The 21,795-nt window shown below is 52.0% G+C and carries 18 protein-coding genes; 13 read left to right on the forward strand and 5 right to left on the reverse strand.

Annotated elements, in window-relative coordinates; genetic code table 11:
- The first annotated feature begins 12 nt into the window (after positions 1–12).
- The 13 genes from murD (at position 13) to ACGHAD_RS03755 (ending at position 16,768) form a co-directional block, all read left to right on the forward strand.
- On the forward strand, positions 13–1,356 hold the full coding sequence (murD, locus tag ACGHAD_RS03695; RefSeq protein ID WP_382413798.1) for a UDP-N-acetylmuramoyl-L-alanine--D-glutamate ligase: 1,344 nt from the start codon (positions 13–15) through the stop codon (positions 1,354–1,356).
- The gene (gene ftsW / locus ACGHAD_RS03700) at positions 1,353–2,558 is read left to right on the forward strand and encodes a putative lipid II flippase FtsW (protein ID WP_339616413.1); all 1,206 of its coding nucleotides are present in this window, start codon (positions 1,353–1,355) and stop codon (positions 2,556–2,558) included. Before murD ends, ftsW begins: the two co-directional genes overlap by 4 nt.
- Positions 2,555–3,625 (forward strand): undecaprenyldiphospho-muramoylpentapeptide beta-N-acetylglucosaminyltransferase, encoded by a 1,071-nt coding sequence (gene murG, locus ACGHAD_RS03705; RefSeq protein ID WP_382413795.1) that lies wholly within the window; start codon positions 2,555–2,557, stop codon positions 3,623–3,625. The genes ftsW and murG overlap by 4 nt, the downstream gene beginning before the upstream one ends.
- On the forward strand, positions 3,618–5,045 hold the full coding sequence (murC, locus tag ACGHAD_RS03710) for a UDP-N-acetylmuramate--L-alanine ligase (RefSeq protein ID WP_382413794.1): 1,428 nt from the start codon (positions 3,618–3,620) through the stop codon (positions 5,043–5,045). Before murG ends, murC begins: the two co-directional genes overlap by 8 nt.
- 16 nt (positions 5,046–5,061) lie before the next feature.
- The gene (locus ACGHAD_RS03715) at positions 5,062–5,994 is read left to right on the forward strand and encodes a D-alanine--D-alanine ligase (protein WP_382413792.1); all 933 of its coding nucleotides are present in this window, start codon (positions 5,062–5,064) and stop codon (positions 5,992–5,994) included.
- On the forward strand, positions 5,994–6,812 hold the full coding sequence (locus ACGHAD_RS03720; protein ID WP_382413790.1) for a cell division protein FtsQ/DivIB: 819 nt from the start codon (positions 5,994–5,996) through the stop codon (positions 6,810–6,812). The genes ACGHAD_RS03715 and ACGHAD_RS03720 overlap by 1 nt, the downstream gene beginning before the upstream one ends.
- A gap of 38 nt (positions 6,813–6,850) precedes the next feature.
- The gene (gene ftsA / locus ACGHAD_RS03725; protein WP_339616418.1) at positions 6,851–8,086 is read left to right on the forward strand and encodes a cell division protein FtsA; all 1,236 of its coding nucleotides are present in this window, start codon (positions 6,851–6,853) and stop codon (positions 8,084–8,086) included.
- A gap of 52 nt (positions 8,087–8,138) precedes the next feature.
- Entirely contained in the window at positions 8,139–9,293 is a 1,155-nt protein-coding gene (gene ftsZ, locus ACGHAD_RS03730) for a cell division protein FtsZ (RefSeq protein WP_339616419.1), read from the forward strand.
- Positions 9,294–9,623: 330 nt separating this feature from the next.
- Positions 9,624–10,535 carry a UDP-3-O-acyl-N-acetylglucosamine deacetylase gene (lpxC, locus tag ACGHAD_RS03735; RefSeq protein ID WP_339616420.1) on the forward strand — a complete coding sequence of 304 codons (912 nt, stop codon included), beginning with the start codon at positions 9,624–9,626 and terminating at the stop codon, positions 10,533–10,535.
- Between the two features lie 306 nt (positions 10,536–10,841).
- Positions 10,842–11,774: a M23 family metallopeptidase gene (locus ACGHAD_RS03740; RefSeq protein WP_339616421.1), complete on the forward strand. Its 933-nt coding sequence runs from the start codon at positions 10,842–10,844 to the stop codon at positions 11,772–11,774.
- Positions 11,775–11,878: 104 nt separating this feature from the next.
- A complete protein-coding gene (secA, locus tag ACGHAD_RS03745) occupies positions 11,879–14,599 on the forward strand; it encodes a preprotein translocase subunit SecA (protein WP_382413786.1) in 2,721 nt (906 codons plus the stop codon).
- A 15-nt stretch (positions 14,600–14,614) separates the two neighbouring features.
- A complete protein-coding gene (gene argJ, locus ACGHAD_RS03750; RefSeq protein ID WP_382413783.1) occupies positions 14,615–15,835 on the forward strand; it encodes a bifunctional glutamate N-acetyltransferase/amino-acid acetyltransferase ArgJ in 1,221 nt (406 codons plus the stop codon).
- 3 nt (positions 15,836–15,838) lie between these two features.
- Positions 15,839–16,768 carry a Nudix family hydrolase gene (locus ACGHAD_RS03755; RefSeq protein ID WP_382413781.1) on the forward strand — a complete coding sequence of 310 codons (930 nt, stop codon included), beginning with the start codon at positions 15,839–15,841 and terminating at the stop codon, positions 16,766–16,768.
- A 53-nt stretch (positions 16,769–16,821) separates the two neighbouring features.
- On the opposite strand, the gene yacG is transcribed toward ACGHAD_RS03755, so the two are convergent.
- The 5 genes from yacG to pilB are packed head-to-tail and all read right to left on the reverse strand — an operon-like array spanning position 16,822 to position 21,513.
- Entirely contained in the window at positions 16,822–17,010 is a 189-nt protein-coding gene (yacG, locus tag ACGHAD_RS03760) for a DNA gyrase inhibitor YacG (protein ID WP_339616425.1), read from the reverse strand.
- Positions 17,011–17,027: 17 nt separating this feature from the next.
- Entirely contained in the window at positions 17,028–17,648 is a 621-nt protein-coding gene (coaE, locus tag ACGHAD_RS03765) for a dephospho-CoA kinase (RefSeq protein WP_339616426.1), read from the reverse strand.
- 12 nt (positions 17,649–17,660) lie between these two features.
- Positions 17,661–18,536, reverse strand: coding sequence for a prepilin peptidase (locus tag ACGHAD_RS03770; RefSeq protein WP_382413774.1), 876 nt, complete (start codon positions 18,534–18,536; stop codon positions 17,661–17,663).
- Between the two features lie 4 nt (positions 18,537–18,540).
- Positions 18,541–19,800, reverse strand: coding sequence for a type II secretion system F family protein (locus tag ACGHAD_RS03775; RefSeq protein ID WP_382413769.1), 1,260 nt, complete (start codon positions 19,798–19,800; stop codon positions 18,541–18,543).
- A 3-nt stretch (positions 19,801–19,803) separates the two neighbouring features.
- Complete coding sequence (gene pilB / locus ACGHAD_RS03780; protein WP_382413766.1) at positions 19,804–21,513, reverse strand: type IV-A pilus assembly ATPase PilB; 1,710 nt, start codon at positions 21,511–21,513, stop codon at positions 19,804–19,806.
- Between the last annotated feature and the right edge of the window lie 282 nt (positions 21,514–21,795).

Consider the following 21,795-nt stretch of genomic DNA (forward strand, 5'->3'; position numbering starts at 1 on the left):
GGCTATATAAACGTGAGCAATTTAATCGCATCCAGCAGAATGATCGCCGTTGTGGGCACCGGAGTCTCCGGTCTGTCTACGGCGCGTTTTCTGCGCGAGCAGAATATGCCGTTTGTATTGTTTGATACCCGGGAAAATCCACCGGCGCAGGATGCTATAGCGGCCGAGTTCCCCGATGTGCACTGCGAGTTTGGGGTGTGGGATGAGGGGCTGTTGCAAAGTGCTGACGAGATCGTTCTAAGCCCGGGGCTGCCGCTGAGTATGACCGCGATTGCCACCGCGCACGATTTGGGTGTGCCGGTTGTCGGTGATATTGAGTTGTTTGTGCGCCATGTTAACGCGCCTATTATTGCTATTACCGGGTCTAACGGCAAAAGCACAGTAACCACCTTAGTGGGTGAGATGGCCAAGGCGGCGGGTATTGATGTTGCTGTTGGTGGCAATTTAGGCACACCAGCGCTGGATTTACTGGCGCAAAATGCTCAGTTGTATGTGTTGGAACTGTCGAGTTTTCAGTTGGAAACAGTGACTAAACTGGGCGCTGATGTCGCCTGTATTTTAAATATCAGTGCCGATCATCTTGATCGTTACGATGGTATGCCGGCCTATCATCGAGCCAAACAGCGTATTTACTATGGCGCTAAACACGTGGTGGTTAACCGTACCGATCCGCTTACCCAGCCGCCGCTCGCCGATGATGTGTTACGCACCTCATTTGGTGGCGGGGCCGATTTTAAAAATATGGGACTGCGCGAGCAAGAGGGTAAAAGTTGGTTGTGCGATGGGATAACAGCGTTAGTGCCAGCGTCAGCTTTAAAGTTACCGGGGCGGCACAATATCGATAACGCTTTAGCGGCACTGGCTATTGGCAAAGCAGCGGGTTTTCCGGTCGATGTGATGCTGTCGGTTCTTACCTCGTTTAGCGGCCTTGCGCATCGCTGCGAATGGGTTGCCGATGTCGCAGGGGTGAGTTATTACAACGATTCCAAAGGCACTAATGTCGGAGCAACGCTGGCGGCTGTTAACGGCCTGGCACGCGAAGACGGAAAACTGGTTGTTATTCTCGGTGGTGTGGCAAAAGACCAAACCTTTGCGGCGCTGTTGCCCGCACTTAAAACGCATGCCCGTAGCTGCGTGTTAATTGGTCAAGATGCCCAGTTAATTGCCTCGTTACTCGACGGCGAGGTGAGCTACCAGTATGCCGACTCTATGGCCCAGGCTGTGGCCCAAGCACAGGCTGCCGCTGCGGTAGGTGATGGCGTGTTGTTAAGCCCCGCGTGTGCCAGCTTTGATATGTTTAGCGATTATCAAGCCCGTGGCGATGCGTTTCGTCAGGCGGTAGGAGGGTTGCAATGAAGTCGCAGCCCTTAGCTATTTATTCCCGCACCTCTGTGGATGGCACACTGATTTGTCTATGGCTTGCGCTCTTGTCTATTGGGTTGGTGATGGTTGCCTCGGCGTCGGTGGCGTTTGCCAATGCTACCTACGATGACAGCTGGTACTTTTTAAAACGTCATTTAGTCTTTTTGCTGATGAGTGCCGCAGGTGCCAGTGTGGTTTTGCTGTTGCCGAGTGATACTTGGCGGCGCTTTAGCGTGCCTTTGCTAATTATCGCGGTTGTTTTGTTGGCGGCGGTTTTGATTCCAGGGGTGGGCAAGCGGGTTAATGGCTCGCAGCGCTGGATTAGTTTTGGTTTTTTTGCGGTGCAAATATCAGAAGTCGCTAAGTTTGCGGTATTGATGTTTTTTGCTAACTATTTTGCGCAGCGTTATCCGCAAGGGTTAAGTGGCTGGCGTGAGTTTGGAAAATTAATTTCGTTGTTGGCGCTGGTGTTATTACTGTTGGTGTTAGAGCCAGACTTTGGCAGTACCGTGGTGATTGCGGTTACCGTTATTGCGGTCATGTTTATTGCCGGCCTTAAGCTGCGTTACTTTTTTCCTTTAGCCCTTGGCGCGGTGGCTGTTATGGCCGCTATTGCGATTATGAGTCCGTATCGGTTGAAACGTTTGGTCACATTTATGGACCCATGGGCCGATCAGTTTAACGCCGGCTACCAGCTTACCCAATCCCTGATTGCTTTTGGCCGGGGCGAGTGGCTTGGTATGGGCTTAGGTAATAGCTTGCAAAAGCTTTTTTACCTGCCGGAAGCTCACACCGATTTTATTTTTGCGATATACGCTGAAGAGTTTGGCATGCTTGGTGGGGCTTTGCTGATTGCCGTATTCGGTGCCTTAGTCTTGCGTATTTTAGGAGTGTTTCGTACTTGCATGAGCCGCGACAATTACTTTTTGGCGTTTGCGGTGTTTGGTGTCGCTGTGCTTTTCTCTCTGCAAGTGTTTATTAATATTGGGGTTGCCTCAGGCTTGTTGCCGACTAAAGGGTTAACCCTGCCATTTATTAGCTATGGTGGCAGTAGTTTGATTGTCAGTTGTGCCCTTATGGCATTTGTCGTGCGCGCTGATATTGAGATGCGTGCGATTCCCGAGAAAAAAACGTCAGTCACTAATCCGTCTCGCGTTAAACACTCTGCACCAGATGCGGCCGAGGTGGGCGCATGAGCCGGGTGGTGATTATGGCGGGCGGTACCGGCGGCCACGTGTTTCCGGCACTGGCATTGGCTCGTCGTTTGAGCGCAGATCAGGTGCAGGTGTCTTGGTTGGGCACGCGCAAAGGGATTGAGGCGCGTGTTATCCCCGACGCCAGGATCGACATTGATTATATCCGTATTGAAGGTGTTCGCGGTCGTGGCGCTTTAGGTTTGCTTAAGGCTCCGTTTTTAATTGTGGCGGCACTCTGGCAGGCCATTAGTGTTTTGCGCAAGCGCCAGCCCGATGTTGTGGTGGGTTTCGGTGGTTTTGCTTCTGGCCCCGGTGGGTTGGCCGCCTGGCTGTTGCGTATTCCTTTGGTTGTCCATGAACAAAACGCAATTGCTGGTACAACCAACAAAATTTTAGCGCGGTTTGCCCGGGTTGTTGCCTCTGGCTTTGCCGATGTACTGCCCGGCTGCCGCTGGGTGGGCAACCCCGTACGCGATGAGATTATCGCTTTACCTGCTCCGGCTGAGCGCTTTGCCGAGCGTGAAGGTGAGCCGCTACGATTGCTGGTGCTGGGAGGTAGCTTGGGCGCGCGCGCGATTAACGAGTTAGTGCCAAAAGCCTTGGCCGGCTGCGCGCCAGCGCTTACGTTTAATGTTTGGCACCAGTGCGGTGCCCGCCACGAAGAGGCGACGCTAGCAGGTTATCTTGAACATCAAGTAAATGCGCGGGTCGAGCCATTTATCGATGATATGGCATCGGCTTACGCGTGGGCTGATGTCGTTATTTGCCGTGCTGGCGCCTTAACGGTGGCCGAGTTGGCGGCCGTCGGGCTCGGTGCTTTGTTTATTCCGTTACCCAGCGCGATTGATGATCATCAAACGCACAACGCGGCAGTTATGGCGGGCGCAGGCGCTGGTATCAGTATTCCTCAGGCTCAGCTAAATGCTGAGAGTCTGGCTCGAGTGCTTTATGAGCGCTTGTCCGATCGCCGCACCTTGGAGCAAATGGCAAACGCTGCTCGGACATTGCATAAAACCGATGCGGCCGGCGCGGTAGCCCAGCTTACCGAGGAGCTTATCAATGGATAAAGTTATGAAGTATTACGAAGTGCCCGAGATGCGCCGTATTCGCCGAATACATTTTATCGGCATCGGTGGCGCGGGTATGAGCGGTATTGCCGAGGTGTTGATTAATCAGGGTTACGACATCTCGGGCTCGGATTTAAAAGAATCTAGTGTGACTCAGCGCTTAGCGGGGCTCGGCGCGCGTATCTTTTTTGGTCACGGCGCCGATAACGTGATGGGTGCCGATGTGGTGGTAAATTCCAGCGCAGTGGATGAGTCCAATCCGGAAATGAAAGCGGCGCGGGATAACCGTATACCAGTGGTGCGACGCGCCGAAATGTTGGGCGAGTTGATGCGTTACCGCCACGGTATTGCGGTCGCAGGTACCCATGGTAAAACAACGACCACAAGCTTGCTGGCCTCGGTGCTGGCAGCGGCTGATCGGCACCCCACCTTTATTATCGGTGGGTTGGTAAATAGCGCCGGCAGTAACGCACAGCTGGGCGAGAGTCGCTACTTAGTGGCTGAAGCTGATGAGAGTGATGCATCTTTTTTGCACTTGCAGCCGATGGTGGCGATTGTTACCAACATTGATGCTGATCACATGGATACCTATGAAGGTGACTTCTCTAAACTGAAGCAAACCTTTATCGAGTTTTTACACAACCTGCCTTTTTATGGTTTGGCGGTAGTGTGTGGTGATGACCCTGTGGTGCGAGATATTTTGCCCGAGGTGGCGCGCCCGGTTATTACCTATGGTTTGGGTGAAGATTGCGACTTACGCGCGGTTAATATTCGCCAAGATAAAATGTTTAGCGAGTTTGACGTGGTGCGCCGCGATGAAGCGGAGGTGTTATCGGTACGTCTTAATATCCCCGGTGTGCACAATATTTTAAATGCTTTGGCGGTAATCGCGGTGGCGCGGGACGAAGGCGTTAGCGATGACGCTATTGTGGCCGGGTTAGGTAACTTTGCCGGGGTTGGTCGTCGCTTTCAGGTTTACGGTGACTTTCCTGTCGAGGATGGCACCGCCATGTTGGTGGATGATTATGGGCATCATCCGCGCGAGGTGGGTGCAACGATCAAGGCGATTCGCGATGGTTGGCCTGAGCGCCGTTTAGTAATGGTGTATCAGCCGCATCGTTACACCCGCACCCGTGATTTATTTGAAGATTTTGTCGATGTTCTCTCGGGTGTTGATGCGCTGGTGTTGTTGGAAGTTTACAGCGCCGGAGAAGAGGCGATTCCCGGTGCGGATGGGCGTCAGTTATCGCGCAGTATTCGCAATCGAGGACAGGTGGACCCTATTTTTGTTGAGGGCATCGATGGTGTGCCCGCCGTGGTCAAAGATATCGTTCGTCCAGGTGACATTGTTATCACCCAAGGTGCGGGCAACGTGGGCGCATTGGCGATCGAGCTCGCTAAGCGTCAATTAATTCAGTAATGGGTATTAGCGTTAAATGAAAGCTGAAAACAGCCAACTTATTAAACAGTTAGGTCGAGTCGGTGTCTTGTTTGGTGGCCGCTCGGCTGAGCGCGATATATCCCTGCGCAGCGGCGCGGCGGTGGTGTCTGCTTTAGCCGAACTGGGTGTCGATCATGTTGCGATTGATATTGGTGAGCACAGCATTGATCACCTGCAAAAGGCCGGTATTGATCGTGCGTTTATTGCGCTGCATGGTCCCGGCGGTGAAGACGGCCGTATTCAGGCGGTGTTGGAATATTTGGACATTCCCTACACCGGTAGCGATGTTCAGGCATCCGCGATTGGTATGGATAAGCTGCGCACTAAGCAATTGTGGCGTGGTATTGGTGTCGCTACGCCAGACTTTTTAGTACTCAACAAAGATTGTGATTGGTCCGATGTGTTGGCCTCACTGGGCGGTGAAGTCATGGTTAAACCCGCCCATGAAGGCTCAAGTATTGGCATGGCCCGGGTTAGCCACGTTGCTGAGTTGCAAGCGGCTTACGCCGCGGCCGCTAAGTTTGATGCAGTGGTAATTGCCGAGCGTTTAATTCGCGGTGAAGAGTACACCGTAGCCATTTTGGGCGAGCGAGCTTTGCCGGCAATCAAGCTCGAAACCGATCATAGTTTTTACGATTATGATGCGAAGTATTTGGCCGATGATACACGCTATTTGTGCCCTTGTGGATTAGATGCAGCGGTTGAGCAAGAGCTACAGGCGCAAGCGTTACAAGCGTTTCGTAGCATAGGCTGCCGTGGTTGGGGGCGAGTTGATGTGATGCGCGATGGGGCCGGAAAGTTTCAGATGTTGGAGGTCAATACCGTGCCGGGGATGACCGATCACTCCTTAGTACCGATGGCAGCGAAAGCCGCAGGGCTGGGGTTTTCAGAATTGATACTGGCGATTTTGGCGGAGAGCTTAGGGTAATGAGCAAGCGGGCGGGGCGGGCCAAAGGTTACCGGCAGGCGATGCCGCGAGGCGCGAGCCGTTCGTCGAGTGCCGCCGTTGTGGCACGTTTGCTCTCGCTTGTGTCACGGGTTGCGCTAGTGATGTTTATTGGCGGGGTGGGCTTTTCGGTTTATCACTATGGTGGCGCGGCGATCAATGGCGTATTGCAACACCCGGTCGATGAAGTACGGGTCGAAGGTCCGTTTCATTTTGTCAGCCGAGAGGCGGCGACAGATTTGATCAGCTCGGCCATTGATAACGAGTTTGTCGATTTAGATATCGCGCAGCTAAAGCAGAAAATTGAGCAGCACGGCTGGATCGAACGCGCGGTGATAACCCGCAGCTTGCCCAGTGCCCTAGTGGTTACCTTGGTAGAGCAAGTGCCTATCGCACGCTGGGGTGACAACGGCTTTTTAAACCAACGCGGTGAGGTTATTTATACCCCCGAGACGCAACTGCTGAGTGATTTGCCGGAGCTGAACGGTCGCGAGCAACAGTCTGCCCGGATTATGCAGCAGTACCAAGACCTGTCGCGTTTGCTGCGTTCGCGCAACTTGAGTATTGCCCGGCTGTGGGTCGATGAGCTGAGCGCATGGCGTATTACTCTGGCGCGTGGCGCCGAGCTGGTGTTAGGGAAAGACGACTTGGCGGAAAAAATACAGCGTTTTTTGTTGGTGTACGACGAACATTTAATGCAGCAGTTTGAAGCCGTAGTGCGGGTTGATCTGCGCTATACCAATGGCCTTGCGGTAGCTTGGTCCGATGAATATGAAGTGCTGGTGCAAGAGGCCAGTTAACTCACACACTTTTAGCATTGGGGAAGAGGTCCATTTACATGGCGGGCTCAAACGACAACAAAATGATAGTGGGCTTGGATATCGGCACATCCAAAGTGGTTGCCATCGTCGGCGCCATCACCCCTGACGGGGATTTGGAGATTGTCGGTATTGGCTCGTGTCGCTCAAACGGCTTAAAAAAAGGCGTGGTAGTGAATATTGAGTCGACGGTGCACTCTATTCAGCGCGCCGTTGAAGAGGCTGAGTTAATGGCAGGCTGCCAAATACATTCGGTGTATGCCGGTATTGCGGGCAGCCATATCCGCAGCTTGAACTCTCATGGCATCGTTGCCATTAGAGATCGCGAGGTTTTTTCACAAGACGTCGACCGGGTGATTGATGCAGCGCAAGCGGTGGCGATTCCCGCCGATCAAAAAATTCTGCACATTTTACCGCAGGAGTTTTTGATCGATGATCAAGAGGGCGTGAAAGAGCCTTTGGGAATGTCGGGGGTGCGGCTTGAAGCTAAAGTCCACTTAGTGACCTGCGCGGTGAATGCAGCGCAAAATATTGAGAAGTGTATTAAGCGTTGCGGCTTAGAGGTCGAAGACGTCATCCTGGAGCAGCTGGCGTCAAGTTATTCGGTGTTGACCGATGACGAGCGCGATTTGGGAGTATGCATTGTCGATATCGGTGGTGGCACTACCGACATTGCTATTTTTACAGATGGTGCGATTCGCCACACTGGTGTTATCCCGATCGCTGGTGATCAAGTGACAAATGATATTGCCATGGCGTTGCGTACGCCGACGCAAAATGCCGAAGAGATAAAAATTAAATACGCGTGTGCGCTGGCCAAACTGACCGGCCCTGATGAAACCATCAAGGTGCCGAGTGTAGGGGATCGGGCTGCACGTAATTTATCTCGCCAAGCTTTGGCAGAAGTCGTCGAGCCGCGCTATGACGAGCTGTTTACCTTAGTGCAGGCCGAGCTGCGCCGTAGCGGTTTTGAGGACATGCTGCCCGGCGGCATTGTGTTAACCGGCGGCACCGCAAAAATGGAAGGTGTGGTCGAGCTGGCCGAAGAGATTTTTCATATGCCGGTGCGTTTAGGTGCACCACAAAATATTACCGGCTTGTCCGACATAGTGAACAACCCAATTTACTCCACCGGTGTGGGGCTTTTGCAGTATGCGCTAAAGCAACATCTTGGCGACAACCATGCAACACCGGCCAAAGATAGCGAGCTTGGTTTACTCGCAAAGCTGAAAAGAATGTTTCAAGGCGAATTTTAATTTCTTATTTTTAACTTTTTAAATTTTACTTTACGGAAGAGAGGATAAAGCCATGTTCGAACTCGTAGACAGTATGCCACAAAATGCAGTGATCAAAGTTATCGGCGTCGGCGGTGGCGGTGGCAACGCCGTGAAGCACATGATTGAAAACAACGTTGAAGGTGTAGAGTTTGTGTGTGCTAACACCGATGCGCAAGCGCTTAAAGACGTCGATGCGCGCGTTGCGTTGCAGTTGGGCAACAGCATGACCAAGGGGTTGGGCGCTGGTGCTAACCCAGAGATCGGCCGTCACGCGGCGATGGAAGATCGCGAGCGGATTGCCGAGGTGCTGCAAGGCGCCGATATGGTGTTTATCGCCGCTGGCATGGGTGGTGGTACCGGTACCGGTGCCGCCCCGATTGTTGCCGAGGTTGCGCGCGATATGGATATTTTGACCGTTGCGGTTGTTACTAAGCCGTTCCCGTTTGAAGGCCGTAAGCGTATGCAAGTCGCTGAAGCGGGTATCAAAGAGCTTCAGGAGCGAGTCGACTCGTTAATTACGATCCCTAACGAAAAGCTGCTGTCGGTACTCGGCAAAGCAACTAGCCTGCTGGATGCCTTTAAAGCGGCAAACAGCGTGCTGCAAGGCGCGGTGCAAGGTATTGCCGATCTGATTATCCGCCCCGGCATGATCAACGTCGACTTTGCCGATGTGAAAACCGTTATGTCGGAAATGGGCATGGCAATGATGGGTACCGCTCACGCCACCGGTGATAACCGTGCTCGCGAAGCGGCCGAAGCGGCTATCCGCAGTCCGCTGCTGGAAGATGTTAACTTGCAGGGCGCGCGCGGGATTCTGGTGAATATTACCGCAGGTATGGATTTGTCCTTGGGTGAATACGGTGAGGTAGGTGAGACCATTGCTGAGTTCTCGTCTGACGATGCGACCATTGTAGTGGGAACCGTTATCGACCCCGAGCTGTCTGATGAGCTGCGGGTTACGGTTGTGGCGACCGGTCTCGGTGTTGCCGAGCAGGCCGCTAAGTCCCCGACCAAAGTGGTTGTGGATAATACGCGACGCGCGGATGGTCAGTTAGATTACTCTGCGTTGGATCGTCCGACTGTAATGCGTAATGCCGGGGGGCAAGCAGCGGCTGCCGCACCGGCCGCCGATAAGGATATGGAATACTTAGATATTCCGGCCTTTTTGCGTCGCCAAGCCGATTAAGCGGTTGCTCGTATAAGCCCGCTGAGCCGCCTGATACGTAGCTCGGTGGGCGTTGTGCCCGGTCGCACCAAGTGTGTGCGACGGGTCGGCAATTGCTGGTGAATTGTGCCTTTTTTTGCTATAGTTCGCCGCTTTACGCAGCCAGAAAAGATGGGCGATATCGCTGTGCCGAGGTTTTGTTGGGGCCTAGTTTGTTGTTTTGGGTCAAAACTGTTGGCAAGTTGCGGGTTAATGTTGGTAATTGTTGTTAATTAACCCCGACCTGTGCGATCAAATATAACGCCTGCACGGGATGTTTGTTTACACCATCTATTAGAGCCATACCCAACAATGATCAGACAGCGTACCCTCAAAAATGCGATTCGCGCCACTGGCGTGGGTCTTCACACCGGCCAAAAAGTGTATCTAACTCTGTTGCCCGCAGAGGTAGACTCCGGAATCATCTTTCGTCGCGTCGACCTCGATCCTGTGGTTGAGATCGAAGCTAAGGCTGAAAACGTCGGCGATACCACCTTGTCGACCAGCTTGGTCAAAGGCGATGTAAAGGTATCGACGGTAGAGCATTTGCTCTCGGCCATGGCCGGGCTCGGCATCGACAATGCGATTGTCGAGGTAAGCGCCCCTGAAGTGCCTATCATGGATGGCAGTGCCGGCCCTTTTGTGTTTTTGATCCAGTCGGCGGGGATTCAAGAGCAGGCGGCTGCGAAGAAGTTTATCCGCATTAAGCGTCCTGTTACCGTCCAAGATGGTGATAAAACCGCCAGCTTTATTCCTTTTGATGGTTTTAAAGTGTCGTTTTCGATCGAGTTTGATCACCCTGTATTTCAAGGGCGGGCGCTCGAGACTTCAGTCGACTTTTCTAGCACCTCATTTGTGAAAGAGGTCAGTCGCGCCCGCACCTTTGGCTTTATGCACGAGATCGAGTACTTACGCTCAAAGGGCTTGGCCAAAGGCGGCAGCGTCGATAATGCGATTGTGGTGGATGAGTACCGCATCCTTAACGAAGACGGTCTGCGTTACGAGGACGAGTTTGTTAAGCATAAAGTGCTGGATGCGATTGGCGATTTGTACTTGCTGGGTAATAGCTTGATTGGTGAGTTTAAAGCGCACAAATCAGGTCATGCGCTTAACAATAAGTCGCTGCGTCAGTTAATTGCACAGAAAGACGCTTGGGAAGTAGTGACCTTTGATGACGAGAATGCGGCGCCTATCTCTTATATGAAGCCTCTACTCGCGATATAGCTCTCGCCGGTTACTTTAGTGACGCAATCGGCGTCAAAATGAGGCTCGCAGATTGTACTCTGCGGGCCTTTTTTATATAGTTGGCAGAATTTGCAGTGTAAATAACGAAATCGAAATATAAATACTTACGCAATATAACGATGATTTTTAAGCTTCGGTGTATGAGCCTTCTGTTTTTCAGAGGGGCGTGAGGCTAGTAAGTGCTCACTAGCGCTGCGCCGTTGCTATCTGTGTTCGCTATTGCTGCACAAGTTTAGCGAAAAGACATGACATATTGAATAAAGGTTAAATGACAAACACGCTACTATGAAGATTATTCTCGTCAGTAAACGCCACGGTCACGCGCGCAGCATTACGCTGGGCGGCTGGACGCGTGCTTTATTGTCGGTGTGTATTCTGGGCTTGCCTGCGGTAGCGGGGGTTTTGGGTTATCACCTGTTGGTAGCACAAAACAACAGCGATTTATTTACGGCGGAATCTCGGCGCGCTTGGGATACCGCACTGGCCGAGCAGCAAAGTCAAGTGCAGGAAAGCCGCCAGCGCGCACGGGCTGACGTTGCCGCGCTAACGTTAAAGGTTGCCGAGTTGCAGGCGCGGCTGGTGCGTTTGGACGCGCTAGGTGAGCGCCTAACCAACATAGCCAAACTCGATTCCGGTGAGTTTGATTTTAGCCAGTTGCCGGCGCTAGGAGGCCCAGAAGAAGCGGAGTTTGGTGATGCTTACTCGCCGCCAAGCTTTATTGATGCCATTGATGAGCTGTCTCGCCAGATCGCAAATCGTGAGCAGCAGCTTGAGACGCTTGATGCACTGCTGGTAAATCGGCGTTTAAAAGAAGATATTTTTGTGGCGGGGCGCCCAATCGAAAAAGGCTGGATGTCGTCGCGCTATGGGCGCCGCACCGATCCATTTACCGGCAAAATTGCGTGGCACGGAGGTGTCGACTTTGCCGGTAAAGAGGGCGCCAATGTCGTTGCTGTCGCGGCTGGTGTAGTGACTTGGTCCGCCGATCGCCACGGTTACGGTCATTTGGTTGAGGTAAATCACGGCAGTGGTTTCTCTACCCGTTACGCGCACAACAAAGAAAATAAAGTTAAGGTTGGCGATGTCGTTAAAAAAGGCCAAGTAATCGCTTTAATGGGCTCTACTGGTCGCTCGACAGGCCCCCATGTGCACTTTGAAGTGTACAAAAACGGTCGCTCGGTTGACCCCGCCTCTTATATACATCGTACCTTGCGATAACCCCTTTCTGTTTTTTTACTCCTCTCGCACCTGTCACGACAGGTTGTAGCGCTGTTGCCAATGGGCAGCAGCGTTGATGTTTATTGATTTGATGGATTTATTTCATGCTAGCTAAAGTAACCAAATGGGTCTTAGGCTCTAAAAACGACCGTGTGTTGAAACGTATGCGTAAAACGGTCGCACGTATTAATGAGTTAGAGGAGTCGATGCAGGCGCTGTCTGATGCCGACTTACAAGCAAAAACCGCGGAGCTTCAGCAACGCTCTCGCGATGGCGAAAAAGTGGATGCGCTTTTGCCAGAGGCGTTTGCCGCTGTGCGTGAGGCGAGCCACCGAGTACTGGGGATGCGCCATTTTGATGTTCAGTTGATTGGCGGCATGGCGTTGCACGAAGGCTGCATTGCCGAAATGCGCACCGGTGAAGGTAAAACCCTAATGGCTACCTTGCCCAGTTATTTGCGCGCGATTACCGGCGGCGGTGTGCATATTGTTACGGTAAACGATTACCTGGCGAGCCGCGATGCGGCTTGGATGCAGCCTTTATATGAGTTTATGGGGCTCAGTGTCGGCGTTATTCAGTCGGGCCAAGGTACCGAGGCTAAGCGCGCCGCCTACGCCGCCGATATTACCTATGGCACCAATAATGAATTTGGGTTTGATTACTTGCGTGACAACATGGCGATGCGCAAGGAAGACAAGGTTCAGCGCGATTTGTATTTTGCCGTGGTGGACGAAGTGGACTCGATTCTGATTGATGAATCGCGCACGCCCTTGATTATATCGGGGCCCACGCAAAACAGTGCCGAGCTGTATCAGCGTATGAACAAGCTGATTGGTAGCCTGAGTCGCCAGCAAGAGGACGAGGAAGACGGCGATTATTATGTCGATGAAAAAACTCGCCAGGTAGAGCTGACCGAGCAAGGGCATCAACATGTCGAGCAACTGTTGATTGATGCCGAGATGCTGTCGGAGTCTGATACTTTATATTCAGCCGCGAATTTGGGCTTGTTGCACCACGTAAATTCAGCCCTGCGTGCCCACGCTTTGTTTCATCGCGATGTCGAGTACATTGTACAAGATAGCGAAGTTGTACTGATCGATGAGCACACGGGCCGCACGATGGCCGGACGTCGTTTGTCCGAGGGCTTGCATCAGGCGATTGAAGCCAAAGAAGGTGTGCGTATTCAAAGCGAGAGTCAAACGTTGGCCTCGACCACCTTTCAGAACTACTTCCGTTTGTATCCAACCTTGTCTGGCATGACCGGTACGGCAGACACCGAGGCGTTTGAGTTTCGTGAGATTTACGGTTTGGATGTGGTGGTTATCCCTACCAACCGGCCAACTCAGCGGATCGATAAAAACGATTTAGTGTACTTATCGGTGCCGGAAAAATTTGACGCCATTGTGCGCGATATCGAAGAGTATCGCAAAAATAATGCCCCTATTTTGGTGGGTACAGCGTCGATTGAAACCTCAGAGGAAATGTCCAAGCGCTTAAAAGCCGCCAACATTCCGCACCAAGTGCTAAACGCTAAATTCCACGAAAAAGAAGCCGAGATTATTGCTCAAGCGGGGCGTCCGGGCACCGTGACTATTGCCACGAACATGGCGGGCCGGGGTACCGATATTGTGTTGGGCGGCAGCTGGGAGGCCGAGGTCGCCTCACTTGCTAACGCCACCGAAGCGCAGATAGAAAAAGCTAAAAGCGACTGGAAGGTGCGCCATCAACAAGTGATCGAGGCGGGCGGTTTGCATATTATTGGTACAGAGCGACACGAATCGCGCCGTATTGATAATCAGCTGCGTGGCCGTGCTGGCCGTCAAGGTGATCCGGGTCTGACTCGTTTTTACTTGTCTTTAGAAGACAGCTTGATGCGAATTTTTGCCTCCGACCGTGTGCGTAATTTAATGCAATCACTGGGCATGGAAAAAGGCGAGGCCATCGAGCACCGCATGGTAAATAACGCCATTGAAAAAGCCCAACGCAAAGTGGAAGGGCGCAACTTCGACATCCGCAAGCAGTTGCTTGAATACGACGATGTTGCCAATGATCAGCGTCAGATTGTCTATCAGCAGCGTAATGAGCTGCTGGAGGCCGAGGATATCTCGGAGACGATCAATAACGTGCGTGAAGATGTGGTGGGAGATCTGGTCAGCGCGCACGTGCCGCCTCAGTCCATCGAAGAGCAGTGGGATATTAACGGCCTTGAGAAGCAATTAGAGGCTGACTTCGCCTTGCAGTTACCTGTACAGCAATGGCTGAATGAAGACGACAACCTTCACGAAGAAACCCTTCGTGAGCGTATTCAGCAGACCGTGCAGCAGTCTTATCAAGAAAAGTGCGAACGCATCGGCGAGGTAATGCGCGAGATCGAGCGCCAGGTAATGTTGCAGGTGCTGGATAATTCCTGGAAAGAGCAGCTGGCCAGTATGGACCATCTGCGTCAAGGAATTAACTTGCGCTCTTATGCTCAGAAAAACCCCAAGCAAGAGTATAAGCGCGAAGCCTTTTTCTTGTTTCAAGAAATGCTTGAAACCGTCAAGCGCGAGTCGATTAACTTGTTGGCACGGGTAGAGCCAGTTAGCCGTGAGCAAATGGAAGAGATGGAACGTCGCCGCGTGGAGGAGCAGGCGCAAGCGCAGCGTAAAATGCAAATGACTCACGATCAAGCCTCAGCCATGGCGCCCGAGCGTCAACCGCGCCCGGAAGCGGGTCAAGCTGGCGCTGCACCTGTCACCCGCGAAGGCCGTAAAGTCGGTCGTAATGATCCATGCCCTTGCGGCTCGGGCAAGAAATACAAACAATGTCACGGTACGCTGACCTAAGAGTGAATTAATAATATGGCTGTAGGTGATTACCCATTTCCGTCGATGCCACCAGTTGCAGGCGTTGCGATTGCCGCCGCCGGTGCCGGTATTAAAAAGCCCGGGCGCGATGATGTACTACTATTTGCCTTGGCGCCGGGCAGCACCGTGGCTGGCGTGTTTACGCAAAATGCGTTCTGCGCTGCGCCAGTTAAAGTGTGCCGCGAGCATTTAGCCCAAAGCGATGTACGCTACTTGATTGTGAACTCGGGCAACGCGAATGCCTGTACCGGTGAGTCGGGTTATCAAAACGCCCTGGCTGTGTGTGCCAGTGTGGCCGAGCAAACATCCGTTGCGCGCACACAGGTGCTGCCGTTTTCAACGGGTGTTATTGGCGAGCCGCTCCCGGTAGGAAAAATCACCGCGGTTATCCCAGAGCTTTGTAGCAGTGCACGGGAAGATGCCTGGGAGCGTGCGGCGCGAGCTATTATGACCACTGATACTCGCCCCAAAGGCGCCACCCGCCAAGTACAGATAGGTGGCACTGCGGTAACGGTAAACGGTATCGCCAAAGGCGCCGGTATGATCAACCCCAATATGGCGACCATGTTGGGTTATATCGCGACCGACGCTGTGGTTGCCGCCGATGTGTTGCAACGATTAGTGCGAGAGGCGGCAGGCCTTTCGTTTAACCGTATTACCATTGATGGCGACACCTCGACCAACGATGCTTGCATGCTGGTCGCCTCTGGGCAGGCGGGAAACCCGGCGATTGTTGCGGCAGAGTCAGACGCTTACCGCGTATTGCGCGAGGCGGTGGTGGCGGTTGCCACCGAGCTGGCTCAAGGGATCGTTGCCGATGGTGAGGGTGCGACTAAGTTTGTCACCATTGATGTTACCGGAGGCGCGAGTCACGACGAGTGCTTAAAGGTCGCCTATGCGGTGGCGCACTCACCGCTGATTAAAACGGCGTTATTTGCCAGCGATCCAAACTGGGGGCGCATTGTCGCCGCCATTGGTTACGCCGGCGTGCAAGATTTGGACGATGAAGCTGTTCGGGTTCATTTGAACGATGTATTGATTGTCGAGCATGGTGGCCGCGCCGCGACTTACACCGAGGCACAAGGCCAGCAGGTTATGAATGGCGACCGTATTACGATCAGTATCGATTTAGGTCGGGGCGACAGTCAAGAGATCCTCTGGACGACAGATTTGTCCTATGAGTATGTGCGTATTAACGCCGATTACCGAACGTAGCCAATGAAGCAGGTTCATGTCGCCGTTGGCGTAATAACGGACGCAAACGGCAAAATATTAATTGCTAAGCGCCCGCAAGTGGCCCATCAGGGCGGTTTGTGGGAGTTTCCTGGGGGTAAGGTCGAGCCGGGAGAGACTGTGCAACAGGCGCTAACCCGCGAGCTGTTTGAGGAGCTGGATGTACAGTGCAGCGATTTTGTCCCGGTGATTCAAATCTCTCACGATTACGGCGATAAACAGGTGTTATTGGATGTTTACCGGGTCGTCAGTTTTACCGGCACAGCCATTGGCAAGGAAGGTCAGCCACTTAACTGGGTGAGTCCCTCCGAGCTTGGTAGCTACCCATTCCCGGCGGCTAATTACCCTATTGTGAACGCGCTGCAATTGCCCGATCGTTTGGTTATTACTGGAGATTTTGCCTCGCAACCGGAGTGTTTGGCGCGGGTTGATGCGTGTTTGGTGCGCGGCGCTAAGTTGCTGCAGCTACGTGCGCCCGAGCTTGAGCAAGAAGCGTTTATCCGCTTGGCGCAACGTGTTTTGGCGCGCTGCCATCGCGAGGGGGCAAAGTTGGTTATTAATGCCGACCCATCACAGCCTTTTACCGCCGATGGTGTTCATCTAAACGGAAAACGCTTAAGCGATATGAGTGAGCGTCCTCCGGCGTTAGCGGATCTGTTAGTGGGGGCGTCTTGCCACAGCGCGCAAGATATTCACAAGGCCAATCGTTTAGGGTTGGATTATATTTTTCTGTCGCCAGTGCAGCCTAGCGCCTCCCACCCTAATGCAAAGCCTTTGGGGTGGGCTGCTTTTGCTGAGTTTACGGCTTTTGCCAAAATGCCGGTGTACGCTCTGGGCGGTATGTCGGATGACAACATTTTGACCGCTAAAGAGGCTGGAGGGCAGGGCGTTGCGGGTATTTCGGCGTGGTGGTAGACAGGCAAGCCTAGTGGGTTGGCTATTAAGTCGCGTGGCGCTGTGATTGCACGTTAATATTCATCATCATTTTGTGGCAGGGCATCTTCGCCCGCGATGCGGTGGTTCTCGCTAGCCCATTCTCCCAAGTCAATAAGTTTACAGCGCTCAGAGCAAAATGGGCGATGCGGATACGCCTCGGACCAAAAAACAGTTGTTTGGCAAGTGGGGCACTGAAGCTTTATCGGTTGTTCATCATTCATAGCGAGATCGTTTACCTCTACTGTGGGGCGGTAAGGGCAAGATACTGCTGGTGGAGCTTTGCTACCTGGAGTTCCAGCTCCTGCAAGTTGCCATGATTGTGCAAAATATCGTCCGCTAGCTTTAGCCGCTCGGAGCGATTTATTTGCGTCGCCATTATAGCCTCAATCTGCCCAGGTTCAATCTTATCCCGTATTGCGGCACGGTTTATCTGGGCCTCTGGCGGGCAATCAACGACTAAGATTCGGCTCGTTAATTCGTGCTGTGATGTCTCTAGAAGTAGCGGGGAGACAAAAATAACGTACGCTGAGCGAGCGCTGTTGAGTTGCTGGCGTAAACGTTGATTGATTAGCGGGTGAAGCAAAGCCTCAAGCCAAGCCTTTTCGGTTGGGTTGGCAAAAATAATGTGTCTAAGGCGCGCGCGATCAAGCGAGCTATCCGGGTGAAGTATATCGGGGCCAAAATGCTCGGCAATACTGATCAGCGCGCTCGAGTTGGGCTCGACGACTTCGCGAGCGACAATATCGGCATCTACTACGGTAACGCCAAGTGCGGCAAAGCAAGCTGAAGCTGCGCTTTTGCCGCTGCCAATACCGCCGGTAAGACCGATAACCAGCGGCATGTTTGGGGGGGTGAACATCAGCTAAGCGACTTAACCAATATTGGCCAATTGCAGGTATTGTTGGACAATCTCGCCACCCCAGAGCAACGCAATCCAGCCTGCAATCGCTAAGTAGGGGCCAAACGGAATCGGAATATTTTTATCGCGCCCCATAACAATGATCATGCCGATGCCAATAACCGCACCTACCAGCGACGATAAAATAATAATCAGCGGTAGCATCTGCCAGCCCATCCAGGCACCTAGCGCGGCTAACAACTTAAAGTCGCCGTAGCCCATGCCCTCTTTGCCGGTCAGCAGTTTAAATGCCCAAAAAACCGACCAGAGTGATAAATAACCAAATACAGCGCCCCACAAAGCGCTGGGTAAATCGGTGACTAGGCCAAAATAATTAACAATCAACCCCAGCCACACCAAGGGCAGGGTAATGTCATCGGGCAGTAACTGGGTGTCGATATCAATAACCGTTAATACCAGCAGCGCCCAGGTAAAAATCAGCAGCGCGCCCGAGGTAGCCGTTACCCCAAATTTAACCACAATCGCCAGTGATAAAAGCGCTGTTACGGTTTCAACAATCGGGTAGCGGGGCGATATACGCACTTTGCAGCTCGCGCATTTGCCCTTAAGCAGTAAATAGCTGATAACCGGAATATTCTGCCAGGGCTTAATGGCGGCTTTGCATTTGGGGCAGTGGGAGGCCGGGAAGGCCAGGCCGAGTTTTTCATTTGGCTCCGTATCTGGCTGCTCTAGAAGCTCACAACACTGCTCGCGCCACGACGCCTCCATGATTTTGGGGAGGCGTAGGATTACTACGTTGAAAAAGCTGCCGAGGGCGAGGCCAAATAAAACAGTGGTTAAATAAATGAACCAATGGTATTCACTGACTAAAAAAGATGTAGTTGACATTGCGCTACATAACCTGCCCGATCTGAAAGATAGGTAGATACATAGCAATCATTAGACCGCCAATCAAAACGCCCAGAATGGACATGATCATGGGCTCCAGTAATGAAGACAAACTGTCAACTTTGTTATCTACGGCCTCCTCGTAATATGTAGCCACTTTGTCCAACATTTCGTCCAGCGCGCCCGACTCTTCGCCAATTGAGGCCATTTGTATCAGTAACGAAGGGAATATACCTCTATTCCTGATGGCCGCGTTTAACTGAATGCCGGTGGAGACTTCTTCGCGCACATCGATTACGGCATCTGTGTAAATACGATTGCCAGTTGCACCGGCAACAGAGGTCAAGGCGTCAATAAGTGGAACGCCCGCAGCAAACGTTGTGGACAATGTGCGTGCAAACCTTGCCATGATCGAAAGGTATAGAATGTCGCCGATAACAGGTATTTTAAGAGAGACTCGATCGATAAAATAAGCAAACTTGGTCGATCTTATTCGTAGCTCTTTAAATGCGAATCCTAGAGCGACGGAGCCAACTAAAAAATAAAGCCAATATTTTTGTGTTAACTCGGAAAGATGTAGTACAAACAGCGTAAAAGCTGGCAGGTCCGCCCCAAAACTACTGAATGTTTCGGCAAATTGCGGCACAACTTTAATCAGCAATATAGCAGTTACTATTATCGCCACTACGATAACCGCGATAGGGTAGGTAAGTGCTTTTTTAATTTTAGCCTTTAGTGCCTCAGTTTTCTCCTTATAGGTGGCAATTCGATCCAGCATTGTTTCCAGTGCGCCGGATTGTTCGCCAGCATCCACTAGATTGCAAAATAAATCGTCAAAATGGCGAGGATATTTTCTGAGTGTTGCAGCAAAGCCGGTCCCTGATGCCACCTCCTCTCTGATTTTGTAGACAAGCTCTCTAACCGATGGGTTCTCTACACCGTCGGCGACAATGTCGAAAGATTGTACCAACGGTACACCGGCTTTCATCATGGTGGCCATTTGTCGAGAGAACACAGCAATGTCAGCGGGCTTTATTTTCTTCCCGCCGCTGCCAAATAGTGGTTTGGGTTTCTTTTTAACCGATTTGACGTTTAACCCTTGCTTTTGCAGGTGTGCACGAATGAGAGCTGGGCTAGTGCCCGTGACCTCGCCCTTTACTGTCTTGCCTTTTTTGTCAGTGGCATTATAAACAAAGGTAGATGAAGTGACGGCTTTGGTCGGCTTGCGGCTTTTTGTTTTTTGTTGCGCGGTTACGGTCGCCATGGTTTAATCCTTGGTCACTCGGTTGGCTTCTTCTAGGCTGGTTAGCCCTTGAGCTGCTTTGCGCAGCGCCGAGATTCTTAAATTGTTAAATCCCGCTTCAGTAGCGGCTTTGGCTATTTGCAGCGAGTTCCCCCCTTCCATTATAAGGCTTGATATAGCAGGAGTAATGCGAACTACTTCATACACCCCGACTCGACCTTTATAACCTTTCAGGCAGGAATCACAGCCTACTGGGTGGTATAGTTCAAGCTCCTCTCGTGGTATGCCAATATTGTCAAAGCCCTCTTCGGCTAAAATCTCGCTGGGTATATCGCTGGCTGGCTTTTTGCATCTTGGGCACAGCCGCCGCGCCAGGCGCTGAGCAATAATTAAACTAACGCTGGTAGCCACGTTAAACGCTGGTACGCCCATGTTAAGTAAACGTGTTAGGGTCTCAGGGGCGCTGTTAGTGTGAAGGGTGGACAATACTAAATGGCCAGTTTGTGCTGCTTTAATGGCAATCTCGGCGGTTTCTAGGTCGCGAATCTCCCCTACCATCACGATATCCGGGTCTTGACGCAAAAACGAGCGCAGTGCCTCGGCAAAGGTTAGGCCCACTTTGGTATTCATTTGTACCTGATTAATACCCTCTAAGTTGATCTCCACTGGGTCTTCGGCTGTAGAGATGTTGCGTTCTTCGGTATTTAGAATATTTAGGCCAGTATAAAGCGATACGGTTTTACCGCTGCCAGTAGGACCTGTGACCAAAATCATACCTTGCGGTTGGTTCAGGGCATCCATGAACATTTGTTTCTGCTCGTCTTCATACCCTAGAGCGTCAATGCCCAGCTTGGCTGAGCTTGGGTCCAAAATCCGCAGGACGATCTTCTCGCCAAACAGGGTGGGTAGAGTGTTTACCCTAAAGTCGATGGCGCGCGTCTTGGATATCTTCATCTTAATCCGGCCGTCTTGTGGTACACGGCGCTCGGATATGTCCATTTGCGACATCACCTTAAGGCGCGCAGCAATGCGTGTGGCAAGGTTGGTGGGTGGGTGGGACACTTCTTGTAAAATACCATCAGTACGCAGTCTTACACGGTAGGTTTTCTCGTACGGCTCAAAGTGAATGTCTGAGGCGCCGATTTTAATGGCATCTAGCAGTATCTTGTTGATGAAGCGTACTATAGGGGCCTCATCAGCCTCGTTAACAGTAGCGTCTTCTGTGGGGGCGCCATTCTCGGTGTCTAAATTGTCTAGGTCTTCGTCATCTAAGCCGCCAAGTGCATCGCCAATGCTCTCTTCGTTGGCGTTAATATAAGCTTCTATCGCTATGGCTAATTTGTCTGCCTCTACTAAAACGGCCTCAGTATTAATTCCGGTATTAAATTTGATCTCATCAAGCGCATGCAAGTTGGTGGGGTCGACGACTCCCACAAAAAGCCGATTGCCGCGCCGAATAAGAGGTAGTGCACGGTGTTTTTCAATCAACTTGGCATCTACCAACTTACTGGGGAGCGTTTGGGGGTTAATAGCTTTTAGGTCAAAGACTGGGGTGCCAAACTCATCGGCCGCTACCAATGCCAGCGTTCTGGCGTCCAAAACCCCATTTTGTACCAAGTAAACCACGAAAGGCATTTTTTGTTTGTTGGCCTCCGCTAAGCTACTGCTGGCCAATGTCTCGTTCAGTAGACCGTCATTAACCAGTCGTTTTGCCAGTCCGTTTAGTGCTGCCATAGGCTTAAGTGCTTTTGTTCGTGTAGTTGCTAAAATTGTTATCTTAACGCCTTGAGGGGAAAGGCGGTTATATAGACATTTACTTTACGAACTGTTGAGCGAGTTGGCAATGTTTGTGTGCCGACATCCGTATTTTTGTATGTCCTGTGACATTTTTTGTCACTATGAGGCGAGATCCGGCAGAGAAAAGGCGCTTTAGTTCCTGACTACCAGCAGTGGCAGGCAGTAATCTTGGCCCGTACCTTGCTGACTAGTGAATTAGGCTCGTTTCGAGTCAGCTGT

This window comes from Gilvimarinus japonicus (assembly GCF_042847215.1).
GTDB classification, from domain to species: domain Bacteria; phylum Pseudomonadota; class Gammaproteobacteria; order Pseudomonadales; family Cellvibrionaceae; genus Gilvimarinus; species Gilvimarinus japonicus.